This is a genomic window from Streptomyces capitiformicae (genome assembly GCF_002214185.1).
GTDB lineage: Bacteria > Actinomycetota > Actinomycetes > Streptomycetales > Streptomycetaceae > Streptomyces > Streptomyces capitiformicae.
On record NZ_CP022161.1, the window covers coordinates 7,381,840 to 7,405,407 of the forward strand.

Annotated in this window: 16 protein-coding genes; 4 read left to right on the plus strand and 12 right to left on the minus strand. The window is 71.2% G+C overall.

What is annotated here, in order from left to right; translation table 11 throughout:
• Positions 1 to 3 precede the first annotated feature (3 nt).
• The 3 genes from CES90_RS32980 (at position 4) to CES90_RS32990 (ending at position 7,506) form a co-directional block, all read left to right on the plus strand.
• On the plus strand, positions 4 to 1,317 hold the full coding sequence (locus CES90_RS32980; RefSeq protein ID WP_189780466.1) for a hypothetical protein: 1,314 nt from the start codon (positions 4 to 6) through the stop codon (positions 1,315 to 1,317).
• A 671-nt stretch (positions 1,318 to 1,988) separates the two neighbouring features.
• On the plus strand, positions 1,989 to 5,474 hold the full coding sequence (locus CES90_RS32985; RefSeq protein WP_189780465.1) for a CHAT domain-containing protein: 3,486 nt from the start codon (positions 1,989 to 1,991) through the stop codon (positions 5,472 to 5,474).
• Between the two features lies 1 nt (position 5,475).
• Positions 5,476 to 7,506 carry a caspase family protein gene (locus tag CES90_RS32990; RefSeq protein ID WP_189780464.1) on the plus strand — a complete coding sequence of 677 codons (2,031 nt, stop codon included), beginning with the start codon at positions 5,476 to 5,478 and terminating at the stop codon, positions 7,504 to 7,506.
• 322 nt (positions 7,507 to 7,828) lie between these two features.
• On the opposite strand, the gene CES90_RS32995 is transcribed toward CES90_RS32990, so the two are convergent.
• The 3 genes from CES90_RS32995 to CES90_RS33005 are packed head-to-tail and all read right to left on the minus strand — an operon-like array spanning position 7,829 to position 10,567.
• A complete protein-coding gene (locus CES90_RS32995; RefSeq protein WP_189780463.1) occupies positions 7,829 to 8,317 on the minus strand; it encodes a hypothetical protein in 489 nt (162 codons plus the stop codon).
• Positions 8,304 to 9,566: an Hsp70 family protein gene (locus CES90_RS33000; RefSeq protein WP_189780462.1), complete on the minus strand. Its 1,263-nt coding sequence runs from the start codon at positions 9,564 to 9,566 to the stop codon at positions 8,304 to 8,306. The genes CES90_RS32995 and CES90_RS33000 overlap by 14 nt, the downstream gene beginning before the upstream one ends.
• 8 nt (positions 9,567 to 9,574) lie before the next feature.
• Positions 9,575 to 10,567: an ADP-ribosylglycohydrolase family protein gene (locus CES90_RS33005; RefSeq protein WP_232791425.1), complete on the minus strand. Its 993-nt coding sequence runs from the start codon at positions 10,565 to 10,567 to the stop codon at positions 9,575 to 9,577.
• 232 nt (positions 10,568 to 10,799) lie between these two features.
• On the opposite strand from CES90_RS33005, the gene CES90_RS33010 reads away from it, so the two are divergent.
• Positions 10,800 to 11,918 (plus strand): glycerate kinase, encoded by a 1,119-nt coding sequence (locus CES90_RS33010; RefSeq protein ID WP_189787331.1) that lies wholly within the window; start codon positions 10,800 to 10,802, stop codon positions 11,916 to 11,918.
• Between the two features lie 345 nt (positions 11,919 to 12,263).
• Here CES90_RS33010 and pssA read toward each other — a convergent pair whose 3' ends face one another.
• The 9 genes from pssA to CES90_RS33055 form a co-directional block, all read right to left on the minus strand.
• On the minus strand, positions 12,264 to 13,136 hold the full coding sequence (gene pssA / locus CES90_RS33015; RefSeq protein ID WP_189787274.1) for a CDP-diacylglycerol--serine O-phosphatidyltransferase: 873 nt from the start codon (positions 13,134 to 13,136) through the stop codon (positions 12,264 to 12,266).
• Positions 13,123 to 13,779, minus strand: coding sequence for a phosphatidylserine decarboxylase (locus CES90_RS33020; RefSeq protein ID WP_149829657.1), 657 nt, complete (start codon positions 13,777 to 13,779; stop codon positions 13,123 to 13,125). Before CES90_RS33020 ends, pssA begins: the two co-directional genes overlap by 14 nt.
• A 181-nt stretch (positions 13,780 to 13,960) precedes the next feature.
• Positions 13,961 to 15,166: an acyl-CoA dehydrogenase family protein gene (locus CES90_RS33025; protein WP_189787275.1), complete on the minus strand. Its 1,206-nt coding sequence runs from the start codon at positions 15,164 to 15,166 to the stop codon at positions 13,961 to 13,963.
• Positions 15,167 to 15,168: 2 nt separating this feature from the next.
• Entirely contained in the window at positions 15,169 to 15,681 is a 513-nt protein-coding gene (locus CES90_RS33030; RefSeq protein ID WP_189787276.1) for a MaoC family dehydratase, read from the minus strand.
• Positions 15,682 to 15,683: 2 nt separating this feature from the next.
• Positions 15,684 to 16,697, minus strand: a complete 1,014-nt coding sequence (locus CES90_RS33035; RefSeq protein WP_229914330.1) for an HpcH/HpaI aldolase/citrate lyase family protein — start codon at positions 16,695 to 16,697, stop codon at positions 15,684 to 15,686.
• Complete coding sequence (locus tag CES90_RS33040) at positions 16,694 to 18,784, minus strand: protein meaA (protein WP_189787277.1); 2,091 nt, start codon at positions 18,782 to 18,784, stop codon at positions 16,694 to 16,696. The genes CES90_RS33035 and CES90_RS33040 overlap by 4 nt, the downstream gene beginning before the upstream one ends.
• An 18-nt stretch (positions 18,785 to 18,802) precedes the next feature.
• Positions 18,803 to 20,140, minus strand: coding sequence for a crotonyl-CoA carboxylase/reductase (ccrA, locus tag CES90_RS33045; protein WP_189787278.1), 1,338 nt, complete (start codon positions 20,138 to 20,140; stop codon positions 18,803 to 18,805).
• Between the two features lie 417 nt (positions 20,141 to 20,557).
• Positions 20,558 to 21,367 carry a TetR family transcriptional regulator gene (locus CES90_RS33050; protein WP_229914332.1) on the minus strand — a complete coding sequence of 270 codons (810 nt, stop codon included), beginning with the start codon at positions 21,365 to 21,367 and terminating at the stop codon, positions 20,558 to 20,560.
• A 181-nt stretch (positions 21,368 to 21,548) separates the two neighbouring features.
• On the minus strand, positions 21,549 to 23,348 hold the full coding sequence (locus CES90_RS33055) for a 3-hydroxyacyl-CoA dehydrogenase family protein (protein ID WP_189787280.1): 1,800 nt from the start codon (positions 23,346 to 23,348) through the stop codon (positions 21,549 to 21,551).
• Between the last annotated feature and the right edge of the window lie 220 nt (positions 23,349 to 23,568).

Consider the following 23,568-nt stretch of genomic DNA (forward strand, 5'->3'; position numbering starts at 1 on the left):
GCCGTGGACGCCCTCAGGACGCTTCTGGGCCGCGCCCCCGGTTCCTGGCTCGCCGTCATGACCCGCGCCCAGCTCACCGGATTGTGCGCCGCCCTGCGCGAACTCCTCGGCACCCGCCCCGAGGACCCGGGGGCGGAGGAGTGCCGGGCCGTGCTGGCCGAACTGGAGGCGCTGCTCGCGGTGCCGGGCGGGCCGGTGTCGGCCGAGGCGCCGCCTGCGGGGGCCGGGCCGGTGGTGCCCCTTCCGGTGCCGGACCGGCCCCATACCGCCCCTGGGATGCCTGTGCTGGGGACGCCCTCTGCCGGAGTGCCCGTTCCCGGGCCGCCCGCCTCCGGAACGGCCCCGCCCGCTCCCCCCGCCGGTCTCCTCTCCCGTACCACTCAATCGGCGGCCTGGGTGCACGGGAACGCCCCCGCCGTCGATCCCGAACTCTCTTCTCTCGCCGGGGAGTTGGTGAACAGCGCGGACGCCGTCGACTATCTCGGGCCGGTGCAGTTGCCCGCGGGGGCCGACACCCCGGCCCTGTGGCGCTGGTTCCACCTCACGCTGCTCCGGCTGCCCGCCGCGCAGGTGCCGAAGTGGCGGGAGCGGGCGGAGAGGCTGGCGGTGGCGGATCCGGTGGGCGCGCGGTGGATCGAGTGGCGGGCGCTCGACCGTGAGCAGGTGCTGATGCCGGGCCTGCCCCGGTACGGCATGGCGGGCGTACGGCTGGCCGTGCGGGGCGGCGTCGCGCCCTGGGTGCTGGACGTGGCGGGAATCGAGGACGCCGTACCCGAGGGGGACGACCGGTCGCCCGTGCGGGCGTGGGCCGTACTCGCGGGCTGGGTCGCCGCGCTCGCCGAACTCGACGACCACGTGCACCACTGCGTGGAGAGCCTCACCCACCGGGGCACCCTGTCCCTCGCCGACCCCGTCCACCGACGCGCCTACCAGCAGGAACTCGCCCAGCGGCTCGGCCGGCTCGCCGCCCGCCGTTCCCAGGACTCCGCGGCGGAGCTCCAGGCCGCGCTGGCCGTCGACGAGGCACTGTGCTCGGTCGTCCACCTGCCCCCGGCGGCCCCCGGCAGCTGGTGGGCCGAGGTGGCGGAGACCTCCCAACGAGCCGTCCTCGAAGTACGCCGCCGGGCCCGCGCGGACGGCGCCGACGTCGCCGTCGAGGTTCTGGCCCCTTCCTACCGCGAGGCCCGCCGCCGAACCGGCGGCAACGACATCCCCCTCGACGCGGGCGGCCGCAAGGGCCAGATCCTCGCCGGCCTCCGCCTGTGGGCCCGGATCGACGGGCGCGAGCTGCCGGGACGGGTGGTGTATCGGGGATGAGGGGCCGGGGGGTGGCTGAGGGTCGACCCCGCCGGACCCGCCGGGGCGATGCCGACCCGGGGCGGGGTAGGCGGGAAGAGAAGGGAGGGGAACGCATGAGCGGATACGAGGCCGCGGCTTTCGAGGGGGACGACCGGAGTGGGCGAGGCGGCCAAAGCCGCAAGGGTGGTTCAGGAGGGCAGGGCAGCGAATTCGGCGGGGTGTTGACCGAACTGTTGCTGTTCGAGCGGCGGGGGGTCGATCCCGCCGCCCATCGGACCGACGGGCCGCGACACACCCGGCAGGGGGAGGCCGGCCTGGAGCGGTGTCTCGCCGTGGCGGCCGCGCTTGCTGCCGGGGAGCCCAAGCGGGCCTCGGTGTTGTCGAGCGGGTGGCCGCCGGACGAGGGCCACCCCGGGCGCGACGGCGTACAGCTAGTGCCCCGACAGGCAACGTTCGCCCCGTCGCGACGTCCGGCACGCTCCCCCACTCTCGGCTTCGATCGAGCGGGAGGGGCCCCCATGAGCGGGAGGGGCCCCACCGCCGCACCGGCCGAAAGCCCAAGTACATCCGGTCCATCTACGGGGCCTTCCGGCCGGCACACCGAGAGCACGCACCGGACGCCGCTCCTTGACGGGCAAACGTTGCCTGCCGGGGCACTAGCTCGGGCGTTGCGAGCCGCCGCTGTCGCCATGGACCACAACTGGCAGCCCGGCACCTCGACCGTGCCGCTGCGGGCCGAGGCGGTCGCGGCACTGCACGCCACCGGTGGAGGCACCGAGGCGGCCGTCGCCTCTGTCGGCGACCGGCGGCTCCGGCTCGCCGCGCATCTCGCCGGGCGGGTCTGGCCCGTACTCCTCTCCGCCCGGATGACGCTCGGCCACACCAGGGGCATGAGCGCCGCTCAGGAGGAGTCCGTCCGGTACGGGGCCGACGCGCCCTGGACCGGGTGGGACCTGTCGGAGGGGCTGCGGGAGCCGCTCAAGTGGTTCGACGAGTTGTATGAGTTGTACGAATTGTACGAGTTGTGCGACGTGTACGAGGACGCCCTCGCCCATCACCTGCTGCTGGCCGCCGATCTCCGCGTCCGGGCGGGCGACCGGGAGGCGGCCGAGCCCCTGGCCCGGCGGAGCGTGGCGTGCGCCTCGCGGACTCCGGCGTCGGTCGGAAGCGTCGCGTTGTTTGTCGGGGACTGGCGGCTGGGCGTCCCCGGTACGGCGGAGCAGTGCGCGGCGGTGTCGGATCCACCCGGCTCGCGCGCCCTGTCCAGGGCCGCCGCGCAGTACGAGCGTGCCGAAGCCGCGTACCGGCAGGCCGGTTCGGAGCGGGGCCGGGCGGCGGCGCTGCTGCGTCTCGCCCACACCCAACGGCTCGCGGGGCGGCGGGAGACCTGCCAGGAGACCCTTCACCGGGCCCTGGAGTCGGCGCTCGAGGCCGGCGACGGAGCGTGTGCCGCGCTCATCCGCGTACATCAGGAGGTCGACGCGATCGCCACCGGTGCGGAGACCGACGCGGAGGCCGTGGACGCCGTCGTGCACTGGGCACGGACGGACGGCAGTACCTCGTGGCTGCGGGGGTTACGACAACTCGCTGTGGAACGTGCCGAGTTCTGGAGCGCGCGGGGGGATGTAGTCAAGGCCAAGCGAGCGGTTTCGCTGGCCCAGCGGCTGGTCCACCGGCCGGCCGGGGAATCCGACGACACCGGGGGCATGGCGGTTGCGTCGGTGGCGGGCACGTTCCGGCGGGCGCGGCACCGGCTTGCCGGGATCGTGCTGACCGACATGGAGCAGCGGGAACACACGGACGCGATCCGGTCTCTCGTCGACCGGGGCGAGCCTCCGGAACTACAGAACTGTCTGGGCGTCATCGAGGCCGCCAAGACCTACCACGACCAGGCGTCGGCGCTGCGCGACCCCGATCTGATGGCCGCCTCGCGCGCCGCGATCGAGTTCGCGCTCGACATCGGGACGCGGTACCTGGCCGGCGGCGATCAGGTGGACACGGCCCTCGGCATGCTCTGGTCCGATCTCGCCGCCGGTCAGGCGCAGGAGACCTTGTTCCGCTCCCGTCGCGCCCGTGCGGCCGGGCTGGCTGAGGAGGCGGATCGCCTCGCCCGGCAGGTCCTGCGGGAGGCCGAGGACATCCCGGACGAACTGTTCCGGCTCCTCGTGCGCTGCGCCGCCCACACGGACCTGCGGCAGCCGGCCGAGGCCGTCGCCGCGACGGCGGCGGCCGAGCCGAGGCTCCCGGCCATCGTCGCCGCCTCGCTGTGGCTGCGGTTGGGGGAGCCCGAGCGGGCCGCGCCGCATGTCCCGCGCATCGGTGTCGACGGCCCCGGACCGGACCAGCCGTGGGAGGTGCCCGCGATCCGGGCCGACCTCGCACTGGCCGGGCATGCCTACGACGAGGCCGCCGCGCATGCCCGGCAGGGGCTCGCCGCGTTCGAGGAGCACCGCCGCAGGCTCGCCCGTGACGCCCTGCGCGCCTCGTCGGCCGACGACTTGATCATCGCCGGGCTCCAGCACGCCGCCGTGCTCGCCCTGCTGTCGTCCGGCGGCCCCGACGCGGCAGCCGCCGCTTTCGACCAGGCCGAACGCGGCCGCGCCGGCTTCCTCGACGCCGTCCACGCCCTCGACACGGCCACCGCCGGGCCGCCGACCGCCCGCGCGGCGGTACGCGACTGGCTTGCCGCCGAGGTCCGCTGGTCGGCCGCGTTCGAGGAACGGGCGGCCGAGATCCGCCGCCGGGCGGACCCGGAACGTACGGACGCGCCGACGGTGACATGGGCGGCCGACCCGGAACAGGCACAGGCGCACATCGGCGAGGTGGAACAGGCCCTGGACGCCGCCGAGTCGGAGGTACGGCGGCTCGCTCCCGCATCGCTGAGCGCCTCGCCCACCGCCTTGCATACTTCCGTGCACGCCGCCTCCCACGACTCCGCACTGCCGAACGCGGCGTCCGTGGCCGAGGCGCTGCCCGAGGACGCCCTTCTGCTCACCTATCACGTCTTCGACGACATCCTCGTCGGCTGGGCGATGACCCGTGAGGCGCTGGTTCACGAGCGGTTCACCCGGCGGCCGCACACCACGGTGGCGGCGGCCCGGCGCTTCCGCGACTGGTGCGCGCTGGCGGACGCCCACGGGGACGACCACGGCGGTGCGGCGGCGGGGCGGGACCTGGCCGACGACCTGCTGCGGCCCTTCGCCGCAGCGCTGCGCGATCACCGGCGGGTGATCGTGGTGCCCCCGGCCGCGTTGGCCCTGCTGCCGTTCCACGCGCTGCCCTGGAACGGTGACGTCCTCGGCGCCGGCCACGACGTGTCGTACCTTCCCGCGGCCTCCCTCCTCACCCGGCGCCACCGGCAGCCGCCGGAGCGGCCCTGGACCGAGCTGGACGCCCTACTGGTCGGCGCTCCCGCGAGCGATCCCCGCCATGGCCTGCGGGAGCTGCCGGGCACCGCCGCCGAAGTCGTCGAAGCCGCCCGGTTGTTGCCCCGGGGGCGGGCGCTCACGGGGGCCACCGCCACCCGCGACGAGGTGCTGAGGGCGGCGCGCGGATGCGGCGTGCTGCATCTCGCCACCCACGGGCTGGTCGACGAACTCGCCCCGAACCGCAGCCGGTTGCCCCTCGCCGGGGACGACGTCCTCGGCCTCGCCGACCTCCTGGCCGTCGCCCACGACCCCCAACTGCTGGTGCTGTCCGGCTGCGACACCGGACGGGGCACCGCCACCGCCGGCGGAGATGTACTGGGCCTGACCCGAGCCGCCCTGATCACCGGCGCCCGGCACGCGGTCGTCTCGCTCTGGCCGGTCGGCGACGCCACCGGCTGCCTCGTCCTGGCCCACACCTACCGGCATCTGACCGCGGAACCCTTGCCCACCGCGCCCGTCGTGTCCCTCGGCGCGGCGCTGGCCAGGGCGCAGCGCGAGGTACGCGACATGTCCGGCGCCGAGCGGTACGAGGAGTTCCGCGAGCTCACGCGGAGGGCCGAGGTCCATCCGGGCCCGGCCTCGCGTGCCCGCAGCCGGGCCGGAAATCCTTGGGACTCCAGGGACTCCAGGGACTCCAGGGACTTCAGGGACTCCAGGGACTTCAGGGACTCCGCACCGCTCCGTCGCCGCGAGGCAGACCACCGGCACCCGTACCACTGGGCGCCCTTCATCCACGTAGGGGTGTGAGATGACGCTGCGAGCGGTGCTGATCGGCGCCGAGACCTACGGCCTGACCGGCGTCCACACCGATGTCGAGCTGATGGGCGAACTGCTCACCGGACACGGCTTCACCGACATCCGGACCCATACGGGCGACCGGGCGGGCTACGCGCGCATCAAGGGAGCGTTGAGCGCACTCCACGCGGATGCCCGCCCCGGTGACGGCCTCGTCGTCTACTACTCGGGGCACGGGGCGCTGCTGGGGGAGCTGCAGTGCCTGGTGCCTGTCGACATGGCCGACAGTACGGACACGGACTTCCGCGGCTATCTGGCCGAGGAACTCACCGCCGCCGTCCGCGCGCTCACCGAGAAGACCTCCAACGTCACCGTCGTCCTCGACGCCTGCCACTCCACCGGGGCCGTGCGGGAGGCGGCGTACGAGGCGGGCCGGTCGGCGCTGAGGTCGGTGGAGGTGGCGCTGGAACGAAGCGTGTGGGACGCGGGGTTCGCCCGGCTGAAGAGCCTGTCCGGCTCCCGTGAGCCACTGGTCCCCGGCGTCGTACGGCTGACGGCGTGCCAGCAGCACGGTTCGGCGTACGAGGCCGAACTGCGGCCGGGGGCCGGTCGGCAGGGCGTGTTCACCGCCGCCCTCGCCGAGGTGCTCGGCACGCGGCAGGGCCGGGACCTGCCCTGGTCCGTCCTCATCACCCGGATCCGGGACCTGGTCAAACAGCGCCAGGTACAGCAGCGGCCCGACGCCGGCGGTCCTGCGGGGCGGCTGCCCTTCTCCCTGACGGAACCACCCGCACCGGAACGGCTTCCGCTGCTGCGAAGGGAGGGGCGGTTCGTCGTACCGGGCGGTTCGGTGTTCGGCCTGGGGCGGGGGGACACGGTGTCGATGTCGTTTCCTTCCGGGTCCGATCGGTCCGATCGGTCCGACGAGCCCGCCGGGTCCGACGAGCCCGCCGGGTCCGCCGGGTCCGCCGGGTCCGCCGGGTCCGACGAGCCCGCCGGGTCCGCCGTGCGGGAACTCACGGTGTCCGCGGTCGTGGACGCGATGTGGGCGGGGGACGCGGTTCTCCGGGTGGAGCCGCCGACCGGCGCCCTCTCCGCCGCCGCGCCGTCCGCCGCCGAACTGCTCACCTCGGCGCTGCCGCCCGGTGCGTACGCGCTCCCGGTGACGGTCCACGACCGCCGGCATGTGTTCGTCGACGCCGACACCGACGGCCCCTTCGTCGACGCGCTGCGCAAGGAACTGGAGGGCTGCCCTCGGCTCGCCGAGACGAGTCGGGTCCAGGACGCCTTCGCCACCGTGCGCGTGCGGCCGTACGGCGATGCGGAGGTGCTGGACCGCGAGGGACGCCCCTTCCGGGAGCCGCCGAGCGGTGTCCGGCCCGACCCGGCCGGGCTTGCCGCGCTGCTGGACGAACTGGCCAGGGGCGAGCGGGTACGGCGGCTGGCCGATCCCGAGGGCGCGGCCCTGCTCGACGCCGTGCCGGAGGTCCGCTTCGAGATCGAGGACACGGCCCGCAGCGACAACTGGCGGCCGTGGAAGCGGACGGGCGTGCCCGTGTACGACGGCGACCGTTACCGGGTCACCGTGGCCAACCGCTCCGACAAGCCCCTGTACTTCTGGGTGATCGGCGTGGGACTGAGCGGCCGTGTCGAACTGGTCACGAACGATCAGCCCAGCGGCTGTCGGGCCGAACCTCACGGAGCCCCGGCCCTCAGCACCCGTGTCACTCCTCCGGTGGAGATCTACTGGCCCCCCGACGTCCCCCGGCACGGACCGCGACCCGAGACGGTGCACGTCCTCGTGGGCGATCGACCGATGGACCTCGGCGGGCTGAGCTCGCCCGCCCGCCAGGGGGTCTCGCGCAAGGCCGACCCGGACCTGAACACCCTGCTCCGGGAGCTCTGGGACGGCGTACGCGACCAACGGCCCCTCGGCGGCGAGGAGTTCCACTACCGGGTGTGGTCGGTGCATGCCGACGCCTTCCCCCACACGCGAAACCACGCGGAAAACCCCATGGGAAACCACACGGGACCCGGCCGCTGATGCCCGGCCGGGTCCCGCGTGTCCCCCTGTGGCACCCAGCATGCGCGTCCCAGGGCCGCCCCTTCCGCGCAGCGGTGCGGAATTCGGCGGGCGGCTTCATGATGGGAGCGAACCGATGGGAATGACAGGTGCGGGGTGGCCGCACGGCACGTTCCTCGCGGAACTGTCCGGACGGCGAAGAACTTCTCCTCCGTCGCCTGGATCCGACCCGTGTCTGTGCCACGTGTGTCTGTGCCACCCGTGTTTGTGCTACCCGTGTCTGTGCTACCCGTGTCTGTGCTACCCGTGTCCGTGCCACCCGTGTCTGTGCCGAGCGCGTCGCTCACAGGTGACACTCCCGGTGGCACCAGGTGAACAGACTCCGGGCGTCCTTGAGCCACCGGTCGGCCATGGCGCGGAACGCGCTCCGGGTGATCCGGCAGGTCAGGGGCAGGGTGCTGAAGCCCATCAGGTACGGGGGCTGCTCCCCGGCGAGGTTGCAGATGGACATGACCGGGGCGAGCCGCTCGATGTTCCAGGCGTTCGCGGCGGCGGCCGCCACCGCCAGCTGGTCCGGCTTCAGATACCGGTCGTCGGTGGCCATCACCAGCAGCATCTCGGTGTTGGTCGTGGTGAAGCCGAGCTGGATCCTCCGCTCGGCCTCGGGCAGCTCGAACTCCACGCCGACCGAGGACGCGTCCGCCTCGTACGGGCGGTGCTGACGCATCACCCAGTCATTGACCAACCGCCGCCAGTGGGCGGCCAGCTCGACCGCCTGCTCCGACGACGGAGGCGGAGACGGGGAATACGGGGTCGGGTCAGATCCTGGCATGGCGCGCGGCCTCCCTCACCATCTCGTCGGTCAGCCCGGCCGCCAGCAGCGCCTTGACCTTGACCGGTAGCGGCCGCGGCGGCACGGGTGGGGAGTCCTTCAGGGACAGGGGCGCGGTCGCCACCCGGGTCGGGCCGATGCCCCGGGCCAGCCAGGCAGCTCCGGTGGCCACCGCGAGTTCGGGTTCGGAGACGGTGAGGACCGTCCGGCCCGAGCGCTCGAAGAGCAGGTCGCCGACCATGGGGAGCCGGGAGCTGCCGCCCACGGGGACGATCAGGTCGAGGTCGTCCCACGCCAACCCATGGGCCCGGAGCACCCGTTCGCACTCCTCGACCGTCTCCGCCAGCAGGGGCCGTACGGCGTCCCGCAGATCGGCCCGGGTCAAGGTGACCTCGGTCGGCGGGTCCAGCATGGTCAGCAGGTCGGAGTGCTCGGAGGAGACGGACAGCTGCTGCTTGAAGGTCGTGCAGGCCTCGGCGAGCAGGATCGCCCGGCGCAGCGCCGCCGGATCGTCGGACTCCGCGGCGGCCTGCCGCAGCGCGTCCACCGCGTCCGGGCAGCGTTCCCGTACGAGGCCCAGCACGGCCTGGTCGATGGCGAGCCCGCCGACGTCCGACAGCCCGCCCGGGGAACCGAGGACCGCGAAGCCGTCCTTGTTCCCCTGGGCCACCGCGAGGTCGAACGTGCCGCCGCCGAGGTCGTAGACGAGGACCGTGCGCTCCCGGTCCATGCCGTGGTCGTGCAGGGCGTAGACGGTGGCGGCCACGGGTTCGCTGTGCACCTCGACGATGTCCGGCGGCAGTCCCGCGGCCCCGGCGGCGGTGAGCATCAGCTCGCGCCGGTGGCCCTCCCAGGTCGCCGGGACCGTGATCACCACCCGGGAAGGGGCCGCGTCGACCGCCGTCCGCGCCTGCTCGACCAGGAAGGCGAGCACCGCCGTGGTCAACTGCTCGGTGGTGAAACGGCGTTCGCCGAGCTGGTGCGGGGACGTCTCGCCGAACTCCCGCTTGAACTCGGCGCGGAACCGTTCCGGGCGCTGCAACCGCGAGTTCTGCGCGGCCTGGCCCACCACCAGCGATCCGTCCGGGAGCAGGCACACGGCACTGCGCACCGAGGTGGCGCCGTACGGGCTCACCGGGTCACGCACCGGCAGCGGTGGGTGGCCCGGCCGGAGTACGACCAGGGCGGACGTCCAGGTGCCGAAGTCGATCCCGTACACCGGGCCTGTCGCCTGGCGGTCGCCGCTCATGTCGCCGCTCATGGGGTGTCGAACTGGTCGGGGTCGAAGGAGGAACCGAGGTCCGCGTCCGTGGTGGTGCCGAAGTCGTCGGCGGTGGCCGTCACGGGAGTGGCGGTGACGGGAACCGAGTCGGTCGGGGCGTCGACCGGCGTGGCGTCCGCGGCCGTGACATCGGGGCTGGGGCCAGGGCTGGGGCCGAGGCTGCTGAACGCCGCCCCCATGGCGACCTCCGCGCCGACGCCGAGGGCGATATCCTTCGCGGCCGACCCGGCCGACCCGGCCGACCCGGCCGACCCGGCCGACCCGGCCGACCCGGCCGACCCGGCCGACCCGGCCGACCCGGGGACGACCGTCAACGCCTGGTCCACCGCCTCTCGCACGGTGGGCGCCGTGAACGCCGCCGAGATCAGCGCCGCCGCCCACATTGCCCCGCAAACCCCGTTGCCGGTGTGCGACAGCACCGCGTCGCGGCGGGCCAGCGAGGCCGCGCGACGGGGCGCGCCCGGGCAGGTCCAGCCGTGGACGTCGGCCCGGATGAGGGCGCCGATCCACTCCTGGTAGGGGTTGTCGTACGTGGCGGTCAGCGGCGGCTTCAGACCGTTCACCAGGTTGCGGTAGGCCGCCCGTTCCGCCGTGAAGGTCTGCAGATACGGCAGCCGCAGCAGCCACAGGTCGCCGACCTGCTCGGTGCTGAAGCCGAAACCGTGCGTCTCCAGGAGGTGCAGGCCGAGGATCGCGTAGTCGACGTCGTCGTCGCGGCAGCTGCCGTGGATACGGCCGCGTACGCACTGCCTCCACTCGGGGCGCATCGCGAGCGCGTCGCTCTCGTCGGCCGGCTCCGGGAGATAGTCGGTCAGGGGCAGGGCATCGGCCTGCCGCAGATAGCGGTCGATGCGCCCCCGCGTCCAGTGGTCGCCCTGCTCGACCGGCTTCCCGAGCATGTTGCCCGCGATCCGGCCCAGCCAGCCCCCGAGAACGCGGTCGGCGAGTTCGGTGCCCACAGGGGTCATGGGGGTCATGGCTGAAGGTCTACCCGATTCCGGGCGGGGGCGCTCGGGTACGGCGCCGGCGTATTCCCGTGGTGTTCGGCGGGCGGCCCGCGGCATGGCGGACGGGGCCCGGGGCGGTTAGGGTCGCAGCGGCGCGACTGCCTTGACGTGCGCAAGGCCCGATGAGCGAGGGGAATGCAAGGTGGCGAACGCCGCTGTGGACGGGATCGACGCTGAGAGGGCAACTCCGCGGGTGCTGATCGCCGCGGACAAGTTCAAGGGCACGCTGACGGCCGTCCAGGTCGCCGAGCGGGTCACGGCGGGCCTGCGCCGGGTGCTGCCCACCCTGGAGGTCGAGGCGCTGCCGGTGGCCGACGGGGGCGACGGCACCGTGGCCGCGGCGATCGCGGCCGGATTCGAACGCCGCGAGGTACGGGTCGCCGGCCCGTTGGGCGAGCCCGTCACCGCCACGTACGCGCTGCGCGGCGACACCGCCGTGGTCGAGATGGCCGAGGCCAGCGGGTTGCAGCGGCTGCCCGCCGGGGTCTTCGCGCCGCTCACGGCGTCGACGTACGGGTCCGGGCAGCTGCTGCGTGCCGCGCTGGACGCCGGTTCCCGCACGATCGTGTTCGGTGTCGGCGGAAGCGCGACGACGGACGGCGGCGCGGGCATGCTCGCCGCGCTCGGGGCGCGTTTCCTGAACGCCGCCGGTGAGCCGGTCGGTCCCGGCGGCGGGGGCCTGCGTGACCTGGTGACGGCGGACCTGTCGGGCCTCGACGAGAGGTTCGCGTCGATCGACTTCGTCCTGGCGAGCGACGTCGACAACCCGCTGACGGGTCCGAAGGGCGCGCCCGCCGTGTACGGGCCGCAGAAGGGCGCGAGCCCCGAGGACGTCGCGACGCTGGACGCGGCGCTGGCCCACTTTGCGACCGTCCTGGAGACGACGCTCGGCGGCCGTGCCGCCGAGCACGCCATCGCCCCCGGCGCGGGCGCCGCGGGCGGCATCGGCTACGGCGCCCTCATCCTCGGCGCCCGCTTCCGCCCCGGCATCGAGGTCATGCTGGACGTCCTGGGCTTCGCGGCGGCTCTGGAGAAGGCGACCCTCGTCATCACCGGCGAGGGCTCCCTGGACGAACAGACCCTCCACGGCAAGGCCCCGGCGGGCGTCGCGGCGGCGGCCCGAGCCGCCGACAAGGAGGTCGTAGCGGTCTGCGGCCGCTTCGCCCTCCCTCCGGAGGCGCTGGGGCGCGCCGGCATTCGCCGCGCCTACCCGCTCACCGACGCCGAACCCGACATCCAGCGCTGCCTCGCAGACCCGGGCCCGATCCTGGAGAACGTGGCGGAACGGATCGCCCGGGACTTCCTGACCTGACGAGGTTTCCTCGCCCCGCCGCCCCTACCCGTCCCATCCCAGGGGCTGCCGCCCCTTCGACCCCGCTTGGGCGCCTGAGAGCTCGGGGGGTCGGGTGTGTTGGCGGGTGCGGGTTGTGTGTGGTTGTTCGCGCAGTTCCCCGCGCCCCTGAAAGAACTGGGGGCACCCCCTGGCTTTTGAGGGGCGCGGGGCTGTGTCGATATGCGGCTCCGCCGCGTGGGCGCGACCAGCCCCGACCCACCCGCACTCGCCGAACGAACCGCTCCACCCCCTTCCTCATGCGCCCAAACAGTAGGGCCCCGAACCCACCCGGGTCCGGGGCCCTACCCAGCACTCAGCGGAGCGTTACGGCTGTGCCGCCCTGGCCTCGCGCCTGTTGTCGCGGAAGTTGTTCACTCGGCGCGCCGTGGCGAACAGGGGGATCACCGCGCCCATGACGAGCTGCAGGGCGCAGCCGGTCTGGAGGAGGAGCTGGCCGCCGGGGGCGTCGAAGGCCCAGGCCGCCAGGAGGCCCATCGCGAGGACGATCCAGGAGAGCATCGCGACCGCGAGGGGACCCCGCGGCTTCGGGTACTCGACGCGGCTCACCATCAGCCACGCGGTGCCGACGATGGCGAGGAGGGTCGCCACGAAGGGCAGCTCAAGAAGGACGATCGAGACGACCGTCAGGGCCCCGAAGGGGGACGGCATGCCCTGGAACATGCCGTTCGTCGGCGTCACACAGGAGAATCTCGCGAGCCTCAGCACCACGGCCAGCAGGACGACGATCGCCCCCACCGCCGCCACCCGCTGGTGCGCGTCGTCCGCGACCATGCCGTAGACGAGGACGAAGTACGCCGGCGCCAGGCCGAAGCTGATCAGGTCGGAGAGGTTGTCCAGCTCCGCGCCCATCGGCGAGGAGCGCAGCTTGCGCGCGACCAGGCCGTCGAACAGGTCGAAGATCGCCGCGCACAGCATCAGGATCACGGCGGTGGCCGCGCTGTGGCGGGCCATGCCCGTCTCCTGGCTGCCGGTGAGGTGCGGGATCAGGATGCCGGTGGTGGTGAAGTACACCGCCATGAAGCCGCACGTGGCGTTGCCCAGGGTGAGCGTGTCCGCTATTGACAGGCGGAGCGACAGCGGCATTTCCTCCGCGTCGTCCACGTCCCCGCTGCGCTCTTCTGCCTCGGTCACCCAGCCGGTCTGGCCGGTCTGGGTCTCCGGATCAACCACGGTCAATGCGAGTCACCCCAGCCACGGTTTTCTGTCCCACCTCGACATCGACCTCGACACCCTCGGGCAGATAGATGTCGACGCGCGAACCGAAGCGGATCAACCCGATCCGGTCACCCTGCTCGACCTTGGTGCCCTCGGGGATGTACGGGACGATACGGCGCGCGACGGCGCCGGCGATCTGGATCATCTCGATGTCACCGAGCTCGGTGTCGAAGTGCCAGACGACACGCTCGTTGTTCTCGCTCTCCTTGTTGAACGCCGGGACGAACCCGCCGGGGATGTGCTCCACCGACGTGACCGTGCCGGAGAGCGGCGCGCGGTTCACGTGGACGTTCAGCGGGCTCATGAAGATCGCGACGCGGGTGCGGCCGTCCTTCCACGGCATGATGCTCTGCACCACTCCGTCGGCGGGCGAGATGACCCGGCCCTGGGCGATCTCACGCTCGGGGTCGCGGAAGAACCACAGCATGCCCGCCGCGAGCGCGGTGGCGGGTACGGCCACGGCCCGGGCGACGCCGGAGCGGCGGGAGCGGGCGAGACTGAGGGCTGCGGTGGCGACGGTCGGGAGAAGCCACGGCGATGCTCCGCGCGCGAGGCGTACGCCTACTCGGCTGTCGCGTGGTGCAGAGGTTTGGCTGTGGGGCATGGATGACCTTCGTAGCGGACGATGCCGCGCGGTGACAGGGGACGGCGGCTTTTCTCAGGATCGTACCGGTCGCGGCCCGCAACTGGGTAAGGCAGGAAGACGAGTCGACGGCCGAAGAGTGCTGACGGGGTGTGATCTTCTTCTCGAAGAAAACACCCCGAAACGAACATATTTCCCGGCGTTAACCCTGGAATCGATACTCTTCGAGCAGCCTGCGGCCGATGATCATTTTCTGGATTTCGGCGGTACCTTCGCCGATCAGCAGCATCGGTGCCTCGCGGTAGAGGCGCTCGATCTCGTACTCCTTGGAGAAGCCGTAACCGCCGTGGATCCGGAAGGCGTCCTCGACGACTTCTTTGCAGTATTCGCTGGCCAGGTACTTCGCCATTCCTGCTTCGAGGTCGTTTCGTTCCCCGGAGTCCTTTTTGCGTGCTGCGTTCACCATCATGGCATGGGCGGCCTCGACCTTGGTAGCCATCTCGGCCAGCTTGAACTGGATCGCCTGGTGCTGGGCGATCTGCTTGCCGAAAGTGTGCCGCTGCTGGGCGTACTGGACCCCGAGTTCGAACGCGCGCTGCGCGACACCGCAGCCACGGGCCGCCACATTTACGCGCCCGACTTCCACGCCGTCCATCATTTGGTAAAACCCTCGGCCGGTGACGCCGCCGAGTACACGATTGGCCGGAATGTGTAGTCCGTCCATGATGAGTTCGGTGGTGTCGACGCCCTTGTAGCCCATCTTGTCGATCTTCCCGGGAATGGTGAGGCCGGGGCGGACCTCTCCGAAGCCGGGCTCCTTCTCGATCAGGAAGGTCGTCATCGACTTGTGGGGTGCCGTGCCCTCGGGGTGTCCTTCGTCACTTCGGACGAGAACGGCGACCAACGTTGACGTCCCGCCGTTCGTCAGCCACATCTTCTGACCGTTCAGGACGTACTCGTCGCCGTCCTTGACCGCCTTCGATGTGATCGCCGACACATCCGAGCCAAGGCCCGGCTCCGACATCGAGAAGGCGCCCCGGATCTCGCCGAGCGCCATCTTCGGCAGGAAGTACTCCTTCTGCTCCTCGGTGCCGTGCTGCTTGAGCATGTACGCCACGATGAAGTGCGTGTTGATGATCCCCGAGACGGACATCCAGCCCCGGGCGATCTCCTCCACGCACAGCGCGTACGTGAGGAGGGACTCGCCCAGACCGCCGTACTCCTCGGGGATCATCAGACCGAAGAGGCCCAATTCCTTGAGGCCGTCGACGATCTGCTGCGGGTACTCGTCGCGGTGCTCCAGCTCCGTCGCGACCGGGATGATCTCCTTGTCCACGAAGTCCCGGACGGTGGACAGGATCTCCTGCTGGATGTCGGTCAGCCCGTGGGTCTGGGCGAGTCGTGCCATGGCTACTTCTCCTGTGCCTTCAGCTCCGGGCGGCCCGGCTGCTCGCCGCCGCGCTCCTTGATGTACGTCTCGGTCGGCACCATGACCTTGCGGCGGAACACGCAGACCAGCGTGCCGTCCTGCTTGTAGCCCTTGGTCTCGACGTGGACGATGCCGCGGTCGTTCTTCGACTTCGACGGCCACTTGTCGAGCACGGTCGTCTCGCCGTAGATCGTGTCGCCGTGGAAGGTCGGCGCCACGTGCTTCAGCGACTCGATCTCCAGGTTGGCGATCGCCTTGCCGGAGACGTCCGGGACGGACATGCCGAGCAGCAGGGAGTAGATGTAGTTCCCCACGACGACGTTCTTGCCGAAGTCGGTCGTCTGCTCCGCGTAGTTGGCGTCCATGTGGAGCGGGTGGTGGTTCATGGTGAGGAGACAGAAGAGGTGGTCGTCGTACTCGGTGACGGTCTTCCCGGGCCAGTGCTTGTAGACGGCCCCGACCTCGAACTCCTCGTAGGTGCGCCCGAACTGCATGCTTACGCCTCCGGAATCTCGAACTTGCTGGTGCGCTGCATGCCGGCCGCCCGCCCCTTGCCGGAGATGACCAGGGCCATCTTGCGGCTGGCCTCGTCGATCATCTCGTCGCCGAGCATCGCGGAGCCCTTCTTGCCGCCCGCCTCGGACGTGTAGTAGTCGTACGCGTCCAGGATCAGCTCGGCGTGGTCGTAGTCTTCCTGGGAGGGCGAGAAGATCTCGTTGGAGGCCTCGACCTGGCCCGGGTGCAGCACCCACTTGCCGTCGAAGCCGAGGGCGGCGGCGCGCTGGGCGACCTCGCGGTAGCCGTCGATGTTGCGGATCTGGAGGTAGGGGCCGTCGATCGCCTGGAGGTTGTTGGCGCGGGCGGCCATCAGGATCTTCATCAGGATGTAGTGGTAGGCGTCCGCCGGATAGCCGGGCGGCTGCTCGCCCACGACCAGCGACTTCATGTTGATGGACGCCATGAAGTCGGCCGGGCCGAAGATGATCGTCTCGACGCGCGGGGAGGCCTGCGCGATCTCGTTGACGTTGTTCAGGCCCTGCGCGTTCTCGATCTGCGCCTCGATGCCGATCTTGCCGACCTCGAAGCCCATCGTCTTCTCGATCTGGGTGAGGAGGAGGTCGAGGGCGACGATCTGCTGGGCGTCCTGGACCTTGGGCAGCATGATGCAGTCCAGGTTCTGCCCGGCGCCCTCGACCACCGTCACGACATCGCGGTACGTCCACTCCGTCGTCCAGTCGTTGACGCGCACGACCCGCGTCTTGCCGGTCCAGTCGCCCTCGTTGAGGAACTTCACGATGGTGTGCCGCGCCTCGGGCTTGGCGAGCGGGGCGCACGCGTCCTCGAGGTCGAGGAAGACCTGGTCCGCCGGCAGGCCCTGCGCCTTCTCCAGGAAGCGGGGGTTCGAGCCCGGTACCGCCAGGCAGGAACGCCGCGGGCGGAGACGATCAAAGGAGGGCGCGGCGAAGCCGCCCGTTGGAAGGGTGGTGGCGGGCGACGGGTGGGCGGTCATGCGGGGACCTCCAGGGGGTCGAGCTTGTTGGCCTTGCGGATCTCGTCGACGATACGGCCGATGATCCCGGTGATGTCGAAGTCCTTCGGAGTGAAGACGGCGGCCACTCCAGCGGCCCTGAGCTGCTCGGCGTCGCCGTTCGGGATGATCCCGCCGGCGATCACCGGGATGTCGGCGGCACCGGCGTCCCGCAGCCGGTCGAGGACGTCCGGCACGAGCTGCGCGTGCGAGCCGGAGAGGATGGACAGCCCGACCGCGTGCACGTCCTCGGCGAGGGCCGCGTCCACGATCTGCTCGGGGGTGAGCCGGATGCCCTGGTAGACCACCTCGAACCCGGCGTCACGGGCCCGCACGGCGATCTGCTCGGCCCCGTTGGAGTGCCCGTCCAGGCCCGGCTTGCCCACCAGGAAGCGCAGCTTGCCGACGCCCAGGTCCTTCGCCGTCAGCTCCACCTTGCGGCGGACCTCGGACATGGCCGAGCCCTCCTCGGCGGGGACGGCCACCGGCGCCGACGAGACCCCGGTCGGCGCCCGGAACTCCCCGAACACCTCACGCAGGGCCCCGGCCCACTCGCCGGTCGTGACCCCGGCCCGCGCGCAGTCCAGGGTGGCCTCCATGAGGTTGCCGGTGCCCTTCGCGACCTCCTTCAGCCGCTCCAGCGCCTTGCAGGGGCGGGGGTGGTTGAACGGCGGCTGGTACCTCGTGTCCCGCCAGTTCTGGAGCGACTTGATCACCCGGGCCTCGACGGCCGGGTCGACCGTCTGGATCGCCGCGTCCAGGTCGGCGGTGAGCGGGTTGGGCTCGGTCGACTCGAAGATGTTGACGCCGACGATCTTCTCGTCGCCGGACTCGATCCGGGCCCGGCGCTCGGCGTGCGAGGCGACGAGCTGCGACTTGAGGTAGCCGGACTCGACGGCGGCCATCGCGCCGCCCATCTCCTGGATTCGCTCGATCTCGGCGAACGACTCCTCGACCAGCTGGCTCACCTTCGCCTCGATGACGTGCGAGCCCTCGAAGATGTCCTCGTACTCCAGCAGATCGCTCTCGTGGGCGAGGACCTGCTGGATCCGCAGCGACCACTGCTGGTCCCACGGCCGGGGGAGACCGAGGGCCTCGTTCCAGGCCGGCAGCTGTACGGCACGCGCGCGTGCGTCCTTGGACAGCGTCACCGCCAGCATCTCCAGCACGATCCGCTGGACGTTGTTCTCCGGCTGCGCCTCGGTCAGCCCCAGGGAGTTGACCTGGACGCCGTACCGGAAGCGACGCTGCTTGGGGTTCTCGATGCCGTACCGCTCGCGCGTGATGCGGTCCCAGATGCGGCCGAACGCCCGCATCTTGCACATCTCCTCGATGAAGCGGACGCCCGCGTTCACGAAGAAGGAGATACGGGCGACGACATCGCCCATGCGTTCCTGCGGCACCTGCCCCGAGTCACGGACGGCGTCCAGCACCGCGATCGCCGTGGACATGGCGTACGCGATCTCCTGGACCGGCGTGGCCCCGGCCTCCTGCAGGTGGTAGCTGCAGATGTTGATCGGGTTCCACTTCGGCATGTGGGAGACCGTGTACGCGATCATGTCCGTCGTCAGCCGGAGGCTCGGCCCCGGCGGGAAGACATGGGTGCCCCGGGACAGGTACTCCTTGACGATGTCGTTCTGGGTCGTGCCCTGGAGCTGGGCGATGGCCTCCGCGTCAAGACCTTGCTCCTCGGCGACGACCTGGTAGAGCGCCAGCAGCCACATCGCGGTGGCGTTGATGGTCATCGAGGTGTTCATCTGCTCCAGCGGGATGTCCTGGAACAGCCGGCGCATGTCACCGAGATGGGCCACCGGCACGCCGACCCGGCCGACCTCGCCACGGGCGAGGATGTGGTCGGAGTCGTAGCCGGTCTGCGTCGGCAGATCGAACGCCACCGACAGGCCGGTCTGGCCCTTGGCGAGGTTGCGCCGGTACAGCTCGTTGGACGCCTCGGCCGTGGAGTGACCGGCGTACGTGCGCATGAGCCACGGCCGGTCCCTTTCCTTTTGCGCCTGCGGCTGAGGGCGCTTTGTGCCCTCAGCCGCAGGCGAGGTCTGACGCTCAGTCATCTATGACCCCTGCTGTCCTCAGATGTTCCGGAAGCGATTGATGGCGTCGATGTGCTGGGCGCGCTTGTCGTGGTCGCGCACGCCCATGCCCTCCTCAGGAGCGAGGCAGAGCACACCGACCTTGCCCTGGTGGAGGTTGCGATGCACGTCGTACGCGGCCTGCCCGGTCTCCTCCAGGGAGTAGACCTTCGACAGCGTCGGGTGGATCTTGCCCTTGGCGATGAGGCGGTTGGCCTCCCAGGCCTCGCGGTAGTTGGCGAAGTGCGAGCCGATGATCCGCTTCAGGGACATCCACAGGTACCGGTTGTCGTACTCGTGGTTGTAGCCGGACGTCGAGGCGCAGGTGACGATGGTCCCGCCCTTGCGGGTGACGTAGACCGACGCGCCGAAGGTCTCGCGGCCCGGGTGCTCGAAGACGATGTCGACGTCCTCGCCGCCGGTGAGTTCACGGATGCGCTTGCCGAAGCGCTTCCACTCCTTCGGGTCCTGGGTGTGCTCGTCCTTCCAGAACTTGTAGTCCTCGGCGGTGCGGTCGATGATCGCCTCGGCGCCCATGGCCCGGCAGATGCCGGCCTTCTGCTCGCTGGAGACGACACAGATCGGGTTGGCGCCGCCCGCGAGCGCGAACTGCGTGGCGTATGAGCCGAGTCCGCCGCTCGCGCCCCAGATCAGCACGTTGTCGCCCTGCTTCATGCCGGCGCCGTTGCGGGAGACGAGCTGCCGGTACGCGGTGGAGTTCACCAGACCGGGAGCGGCGGCCTCCTCCCAGCTCAGGTGATCCGGCTTCGGCATCAGCTGGTTGGACTTGACGAGCGCGATCTCCGCCAGGCCACCGAAGTTGGTCTCGAAGCCCCAGATCCGCTGCTCGGGGTCGAGCATCGTGTCGTTGTGACCGTCGGAGGACTCCAGCTCGACGGACAGACAGTGCGCGACGACCTCGTCACCGGGCCTCCAGGCGTTGACGCCGGGGCCGGTGCGCAGGACGACGCCCGCGAGGTCGGAGCCGATGATGTGGTACGGCAGGTCGTGGCGCTTGGTGAGCTCGCTGAGCTTGCCGTAGCGCTCCAGGAAACCGAAGGTCGGCAGCGGCTCGAAGATCGAGGTCCACACCGAGTTGTAGTTGACCGAGGAGGCCATGACGGCCACCAGGGCCTCGCCCGGGCCGAGCTCGGGCACCGGCACGTCGTCGAGGTGGATCGACTTGCGGGGGTCCTTGTCGCGGGTGGTGAGGCCCGCGAACATCTCCGTCTCGTCCTTGTGCACGGTGATCGCGCGGTACGAGTCGGGGAGCGGCAGAGCGGCGAAGTCGGCGGACGAGGAGTCCGGCGACTGGATCGCGTCCAGGATTTCCTTCACGGTGGTGCCTCCGGCGACGAGTGTCCTGGGGGAGGACGCTGCTGAGGGTTACGTCGGGTGCTGCTGGGCTGTCTGTCTGATGCCGTCGGTTCGGCGGAGGGTGGTGCTCTCGGCGGCGCTTTGTGGCGCGGAAGGGTGCCTGTGACGCAGGCGTCCGGGCGCGCAAGCACCTGGCTTGCGGGGACAGCCGGCATACGAAAGGTCGCTGCACGCCGGCCGCCCGGACTCCTTTCAACGTATGGCACGCCGTGTCACCCCGCAAGGCACGGAGTGTCAGAAAGTTCGCTCAGGTGAAATCTTTACGTAACAGGTGAGCGATGATCGATCAGGTGCCGGTCGAAAAGGGGTCCTGACGTGCCAAAACGGCCACCCCGCAGGGTGGCCGTCATCATAGTTACCGATTGGTAAAGGGCGGTCTCAGCGGTCCCTCAGTGCCTCTTCGATGGTCCGCATGACCTCGTCGAGGGGGGCGTCCGTCCGGGCGACCGTCACCAGGACCTCGCCGTGGGTGGAGGCCCTCGCGGCGGCCGGCTCGGGTGCCATGGTCCGACCCGCGCCGATGCCGGTGCCGAAGGTCTTGCGGACGATCGCGAAGGCACGGTCGAGCTGGCTCTCGACGTCTCCCTGGCCGCCGGACCTGAGCCACCGCCGCAGCACGTGGTTGTGCGCGGTGACCACCGCCGACGCGGCGACCTCGGCGAGCAGCGGGTCGTCGCCCACGTCGTCGTGGTGGGCGTGCTCGTCGAAGTGACCCAGCAGATAGCGGGTGAAGAGGCGCTCGTAGCGGGCCACGGAGGCGATCTCGGCCTCCCGGAGGGTGGGCACCTCGCGGGTCAGCTTGTAGCGGGCCACCGAGATCTCCGGCCGGGCCGCGTACATCTTCATGACTTCCTTGATGCCGCGGCACACCGTGTCGAGCGGGTGCTCGTGCGCGGGGGCCGCGTTGAGCACCGCCTCGGCGCGGATCAGGGTGTCGTCGTGGTCCGGGAAGATCGCCTCTTCCTTGGAACGGAAGTGGCGGAAGAACGTGCGGCGGGCGACGCCGGCCGCAGCCGCGATCTCGTCGACGGTGGTCGCCTCGTACCCCTTGGTCGAGAACAGCTCCATGGCCGCGGCCGCCAGTTCCCGGCGCATCTTGAGCCGTTGGGCGGCGGCGCGACTGCCCGCGGCACTCTCCGGCGCGTCGGGCGTAGCTGGTGTACGTGAGGACTTGGCGGGCTGGGACATGCCCCGAACGTACTGCATCCGTGCAGGAGAGTGCGCACGTCCACCGGTTCCCCCGCCCTGCTCGGACGGGGGATCGGCAGGGCGGGCGGAGCGGATGGACGGGGGATGCCCGCCCGGGGCGAGGAGTCCGCCCCAGTGCCCGCCCGCCTGCCCGCCCGCCGCGAACCGGTCGCCCGGACCCTCAGCGCTTGGCATATTCGCGGAAGCCACGGCCGGTCTTGCGGCCGAGGCAGCCCGCGGCCACCAGGTGCTCAAGGAGGGGCGCCGGGGCCAGCCCCGGGTCGCGGAACTCGCGGTGCAGCACCTTCTCGATGGCCAGCGAGACATCGAGCCCGACCACGTCCAGCAGTTCGAACGGCCCCATCGGGTAGCCGCCGCCCAGCTTCATGGCCGCGTCGATGTCGTCCAGCGAGGCGTAGTGCTCCTGGACCATCTTGATCGCGTTGTTCAGGTACGGGAACAGCAGCGCGTTCACGATGAAACCGGCCCGGTCGCCGCAGTCCACCGGATGCTTGCGGACCTTCGCGCACAGCTCGCGGACCGTCGCGTGGACGTCATCCGCGGTCAGGACCGTGCGGACCACCTCGACGAGCTTCATCGCCGGGGCCGGATTGAAGAAGTGCATGCCGATCACGTCCTGCGGGCGCGAGGTGGCGCGGGCGCAGGCGACGACGGGCAGCGAGGACGTGGTGGTGGCGAGGATCGCGCCCGGCTTGCAGACCTTGTCGAAGGTCGCGAACAGCTGCCGCTTGACCTCGAGATCCTCGGCCACCGCCTCCAACGCCAGGTCGACGTCCGCGAACGCGTCGTACGAGCCCGCCGGGGTGATCCGGTCCAGGGCCTCGGCGGCGGACTCGACCGTCATCCGCCCCTTGTCGACAGAGCGCGAAAGCGACTTGCCGATACGGGCCTTGGCGGCCTGCGCCTTCTCCTCGCTGCGCGCGGCCAGCACGACCTCGTACCCGGCCTTCGCGAACACTTCGGCGATCCCCGACGCCATGGTCCCGGAGCCCGCGACACCCACCGAACGGACGGTGCGGCCGGCGACCGTGGCCACCCCCTCCAGCGGCGTCAGCGCGTCCCGCACGACGGTGGCGGAGCCGGGAGCCTCGTACGTGTAGAAGCCGCGCCCCGACTTACGGCCGGTCAGGCCCGCCCCGCTGAGTTGCTTGAGGATCGGCGCCGGCGCGTGCAGCCGGTCGCGCGAGGCCGCGTACATGGCCTCCAGGACCGTACGCGCGGTGTCGACGCCGATCAGGTCGAGCAGGGCCAGCGGGCCCATCGGCAGACCGCAGCCGAGCCGCATCGCCGCGTCGATGTCCTCGCGGGAGGCGTACTTGGCCTCGTACATCGCGGCGGCCTGGTTCAGGTAACCGAACAGCAGCCCGTCTGCGACGAAACCGGGCCGGTCGCCGACCGCGACGGGCTCCTTGCCCAGATCGAGGGCGAGATCCGTGACGGCGGCCACGGCCTGCGGCGCCGTCAACACCGAGGAGACGACCTCGACCAGCTTCATCGCGGGCGCCGGATTGAAGAAGTGCAGCCCGAGGACGCGCTCGGGGCGTGCCGAGTCGGCGGCGAGACGCGTGACGGACAGGGCGTTCGTCCCGGTGGCCAGGACGGTCTCGGGGCGGACGATCGAGTCCAGTTCCCGGAAGATCTGCTGTTTGATCTCGTACGACTCCGGGACGACCTCGATCACCAGGTCGGCGTCGGCGGCGGCGCGCAGATCGGTGAAGGTGCGGAAGCGGGCGAGGACGTCGCCGCGCTCCCGCTCCGTGAGCCGTCCGCGGCCCACGGCGCGCTCGGTCGCGGCCTCCAGCGCGACGACGGCACGACCGGCCGCCGCCTCGCTGATGTCGATGCCGATGACCTCGCGGCCGGCCCGGGTGAGCACCTCGGCGATACCGGTACCCATGGTGCCGAGGCCGACCACGGCAATGGTCTTCAGGGGAGAGACGGGGGACAGGGGAGTGGCCATCGCGGAACTCCAGGAATGAGGGTGACGACTGAGGGAGGAGCGCGCCCTGGGGCGCGCACACGCCCAGGGGGAACGGCTGAACCGACCGGCCCTGTCCCGAGGCCGAGTCGTACTGGTACTCCAGGTACCGAATACTCAGGTACCGAACCGACTGCGCTCACGAAGGCCGCGTCACCAAACCGCCGTAAGCCAATACGAGTGGGTCACTCGCTCGTCTGAG

Bases quoted from the DNA above. Each gene is read 5' to 3' on its own strand.
- CES90_RS32985 (WP_189780465.1), top strand. From the start codon at position 1,989: ATGGACCACAACTGGCAGCCCGGCACCTCGACCGTGCCGCTGCGGGCC.
- CES90_RS32990 (WP_189780464.1), top strand. From the start codon at position 5,476: ATGACGCTGCGAGCGGTGCTGATCGGCGCCGAGACCTACGGCCTGACC.
- CES90_RS32995 (WP_189780463.1), bottom strand. From the start codon at position 8,317: ATGCCAGGATCTGACCCGACCCCGTATTCCCCGTCTCCGCCTCCGTCG.
- CES90_RS33000 (WP_189780462.1), bottom strand. From the start codon at position 9,566: ATGAGCGGCGACCGCCAGGCGACAGGCCCGGTGTACGGGATCGACTTC.
- CES90_RS33005 (WP_232791425.1), bottom strand. From the start codon at position 10,567: ATGACCCCTGTGGGCACCGAACTCGCCGACCGCGTTCTCGGGGGCTGG.
- CES90_RS33020 (WP_149829657.1), bottom strand. From the start codon at position 13,779: ATGCCCCACAGCCAAACCTCTGCACCACGCGACAGCCGAGTAGGCGTA.
- CES90_RS33025 (WP_189787275.1), bottom strand. From the start codon at position 15,166: ATGGCACGACTCGCCCAGACCCACGGGCTGACCGACATCCAGCAGGAG.
- CES90_RS33030 (WP_189787276.1), bottom strand. From the start codon at position 15,681: ATGCAGTTCGGGCGCACCTACGAGGAGTTCGAGGTCGGGGCCGTCTAC.
- CES90_RS33035 (WP_229914330.1), bottom strand. From the start codon at position 16,697: ATGACCGCCCACCCGTCGCCCGCCACCACCCTTCCAACGGGCGGCTTC.
- CES90_RS33040 (WP_189787277.1), bottom strand. From the start codon at position 18,784: ATGACTGAGCGTCAGACCTCGCCTGCGGCTGAGGGCACAAAGCGCCCT.
- CES90_RS33050 (WP_229914332.1), bottom strand. From the start codon at position 21,367: ATGTCCCAGCCCGCCAAGTCCTCACGTACACCAGCTACGCCCGACGCG.
- CES90_RS33055 (WP_189787280.1), bottom strand. From the start codon at position 23,348: ATGGCCACTCCCCTGTCCCCCGTCTCTCCCCTGAAGACCATTGCCGTG.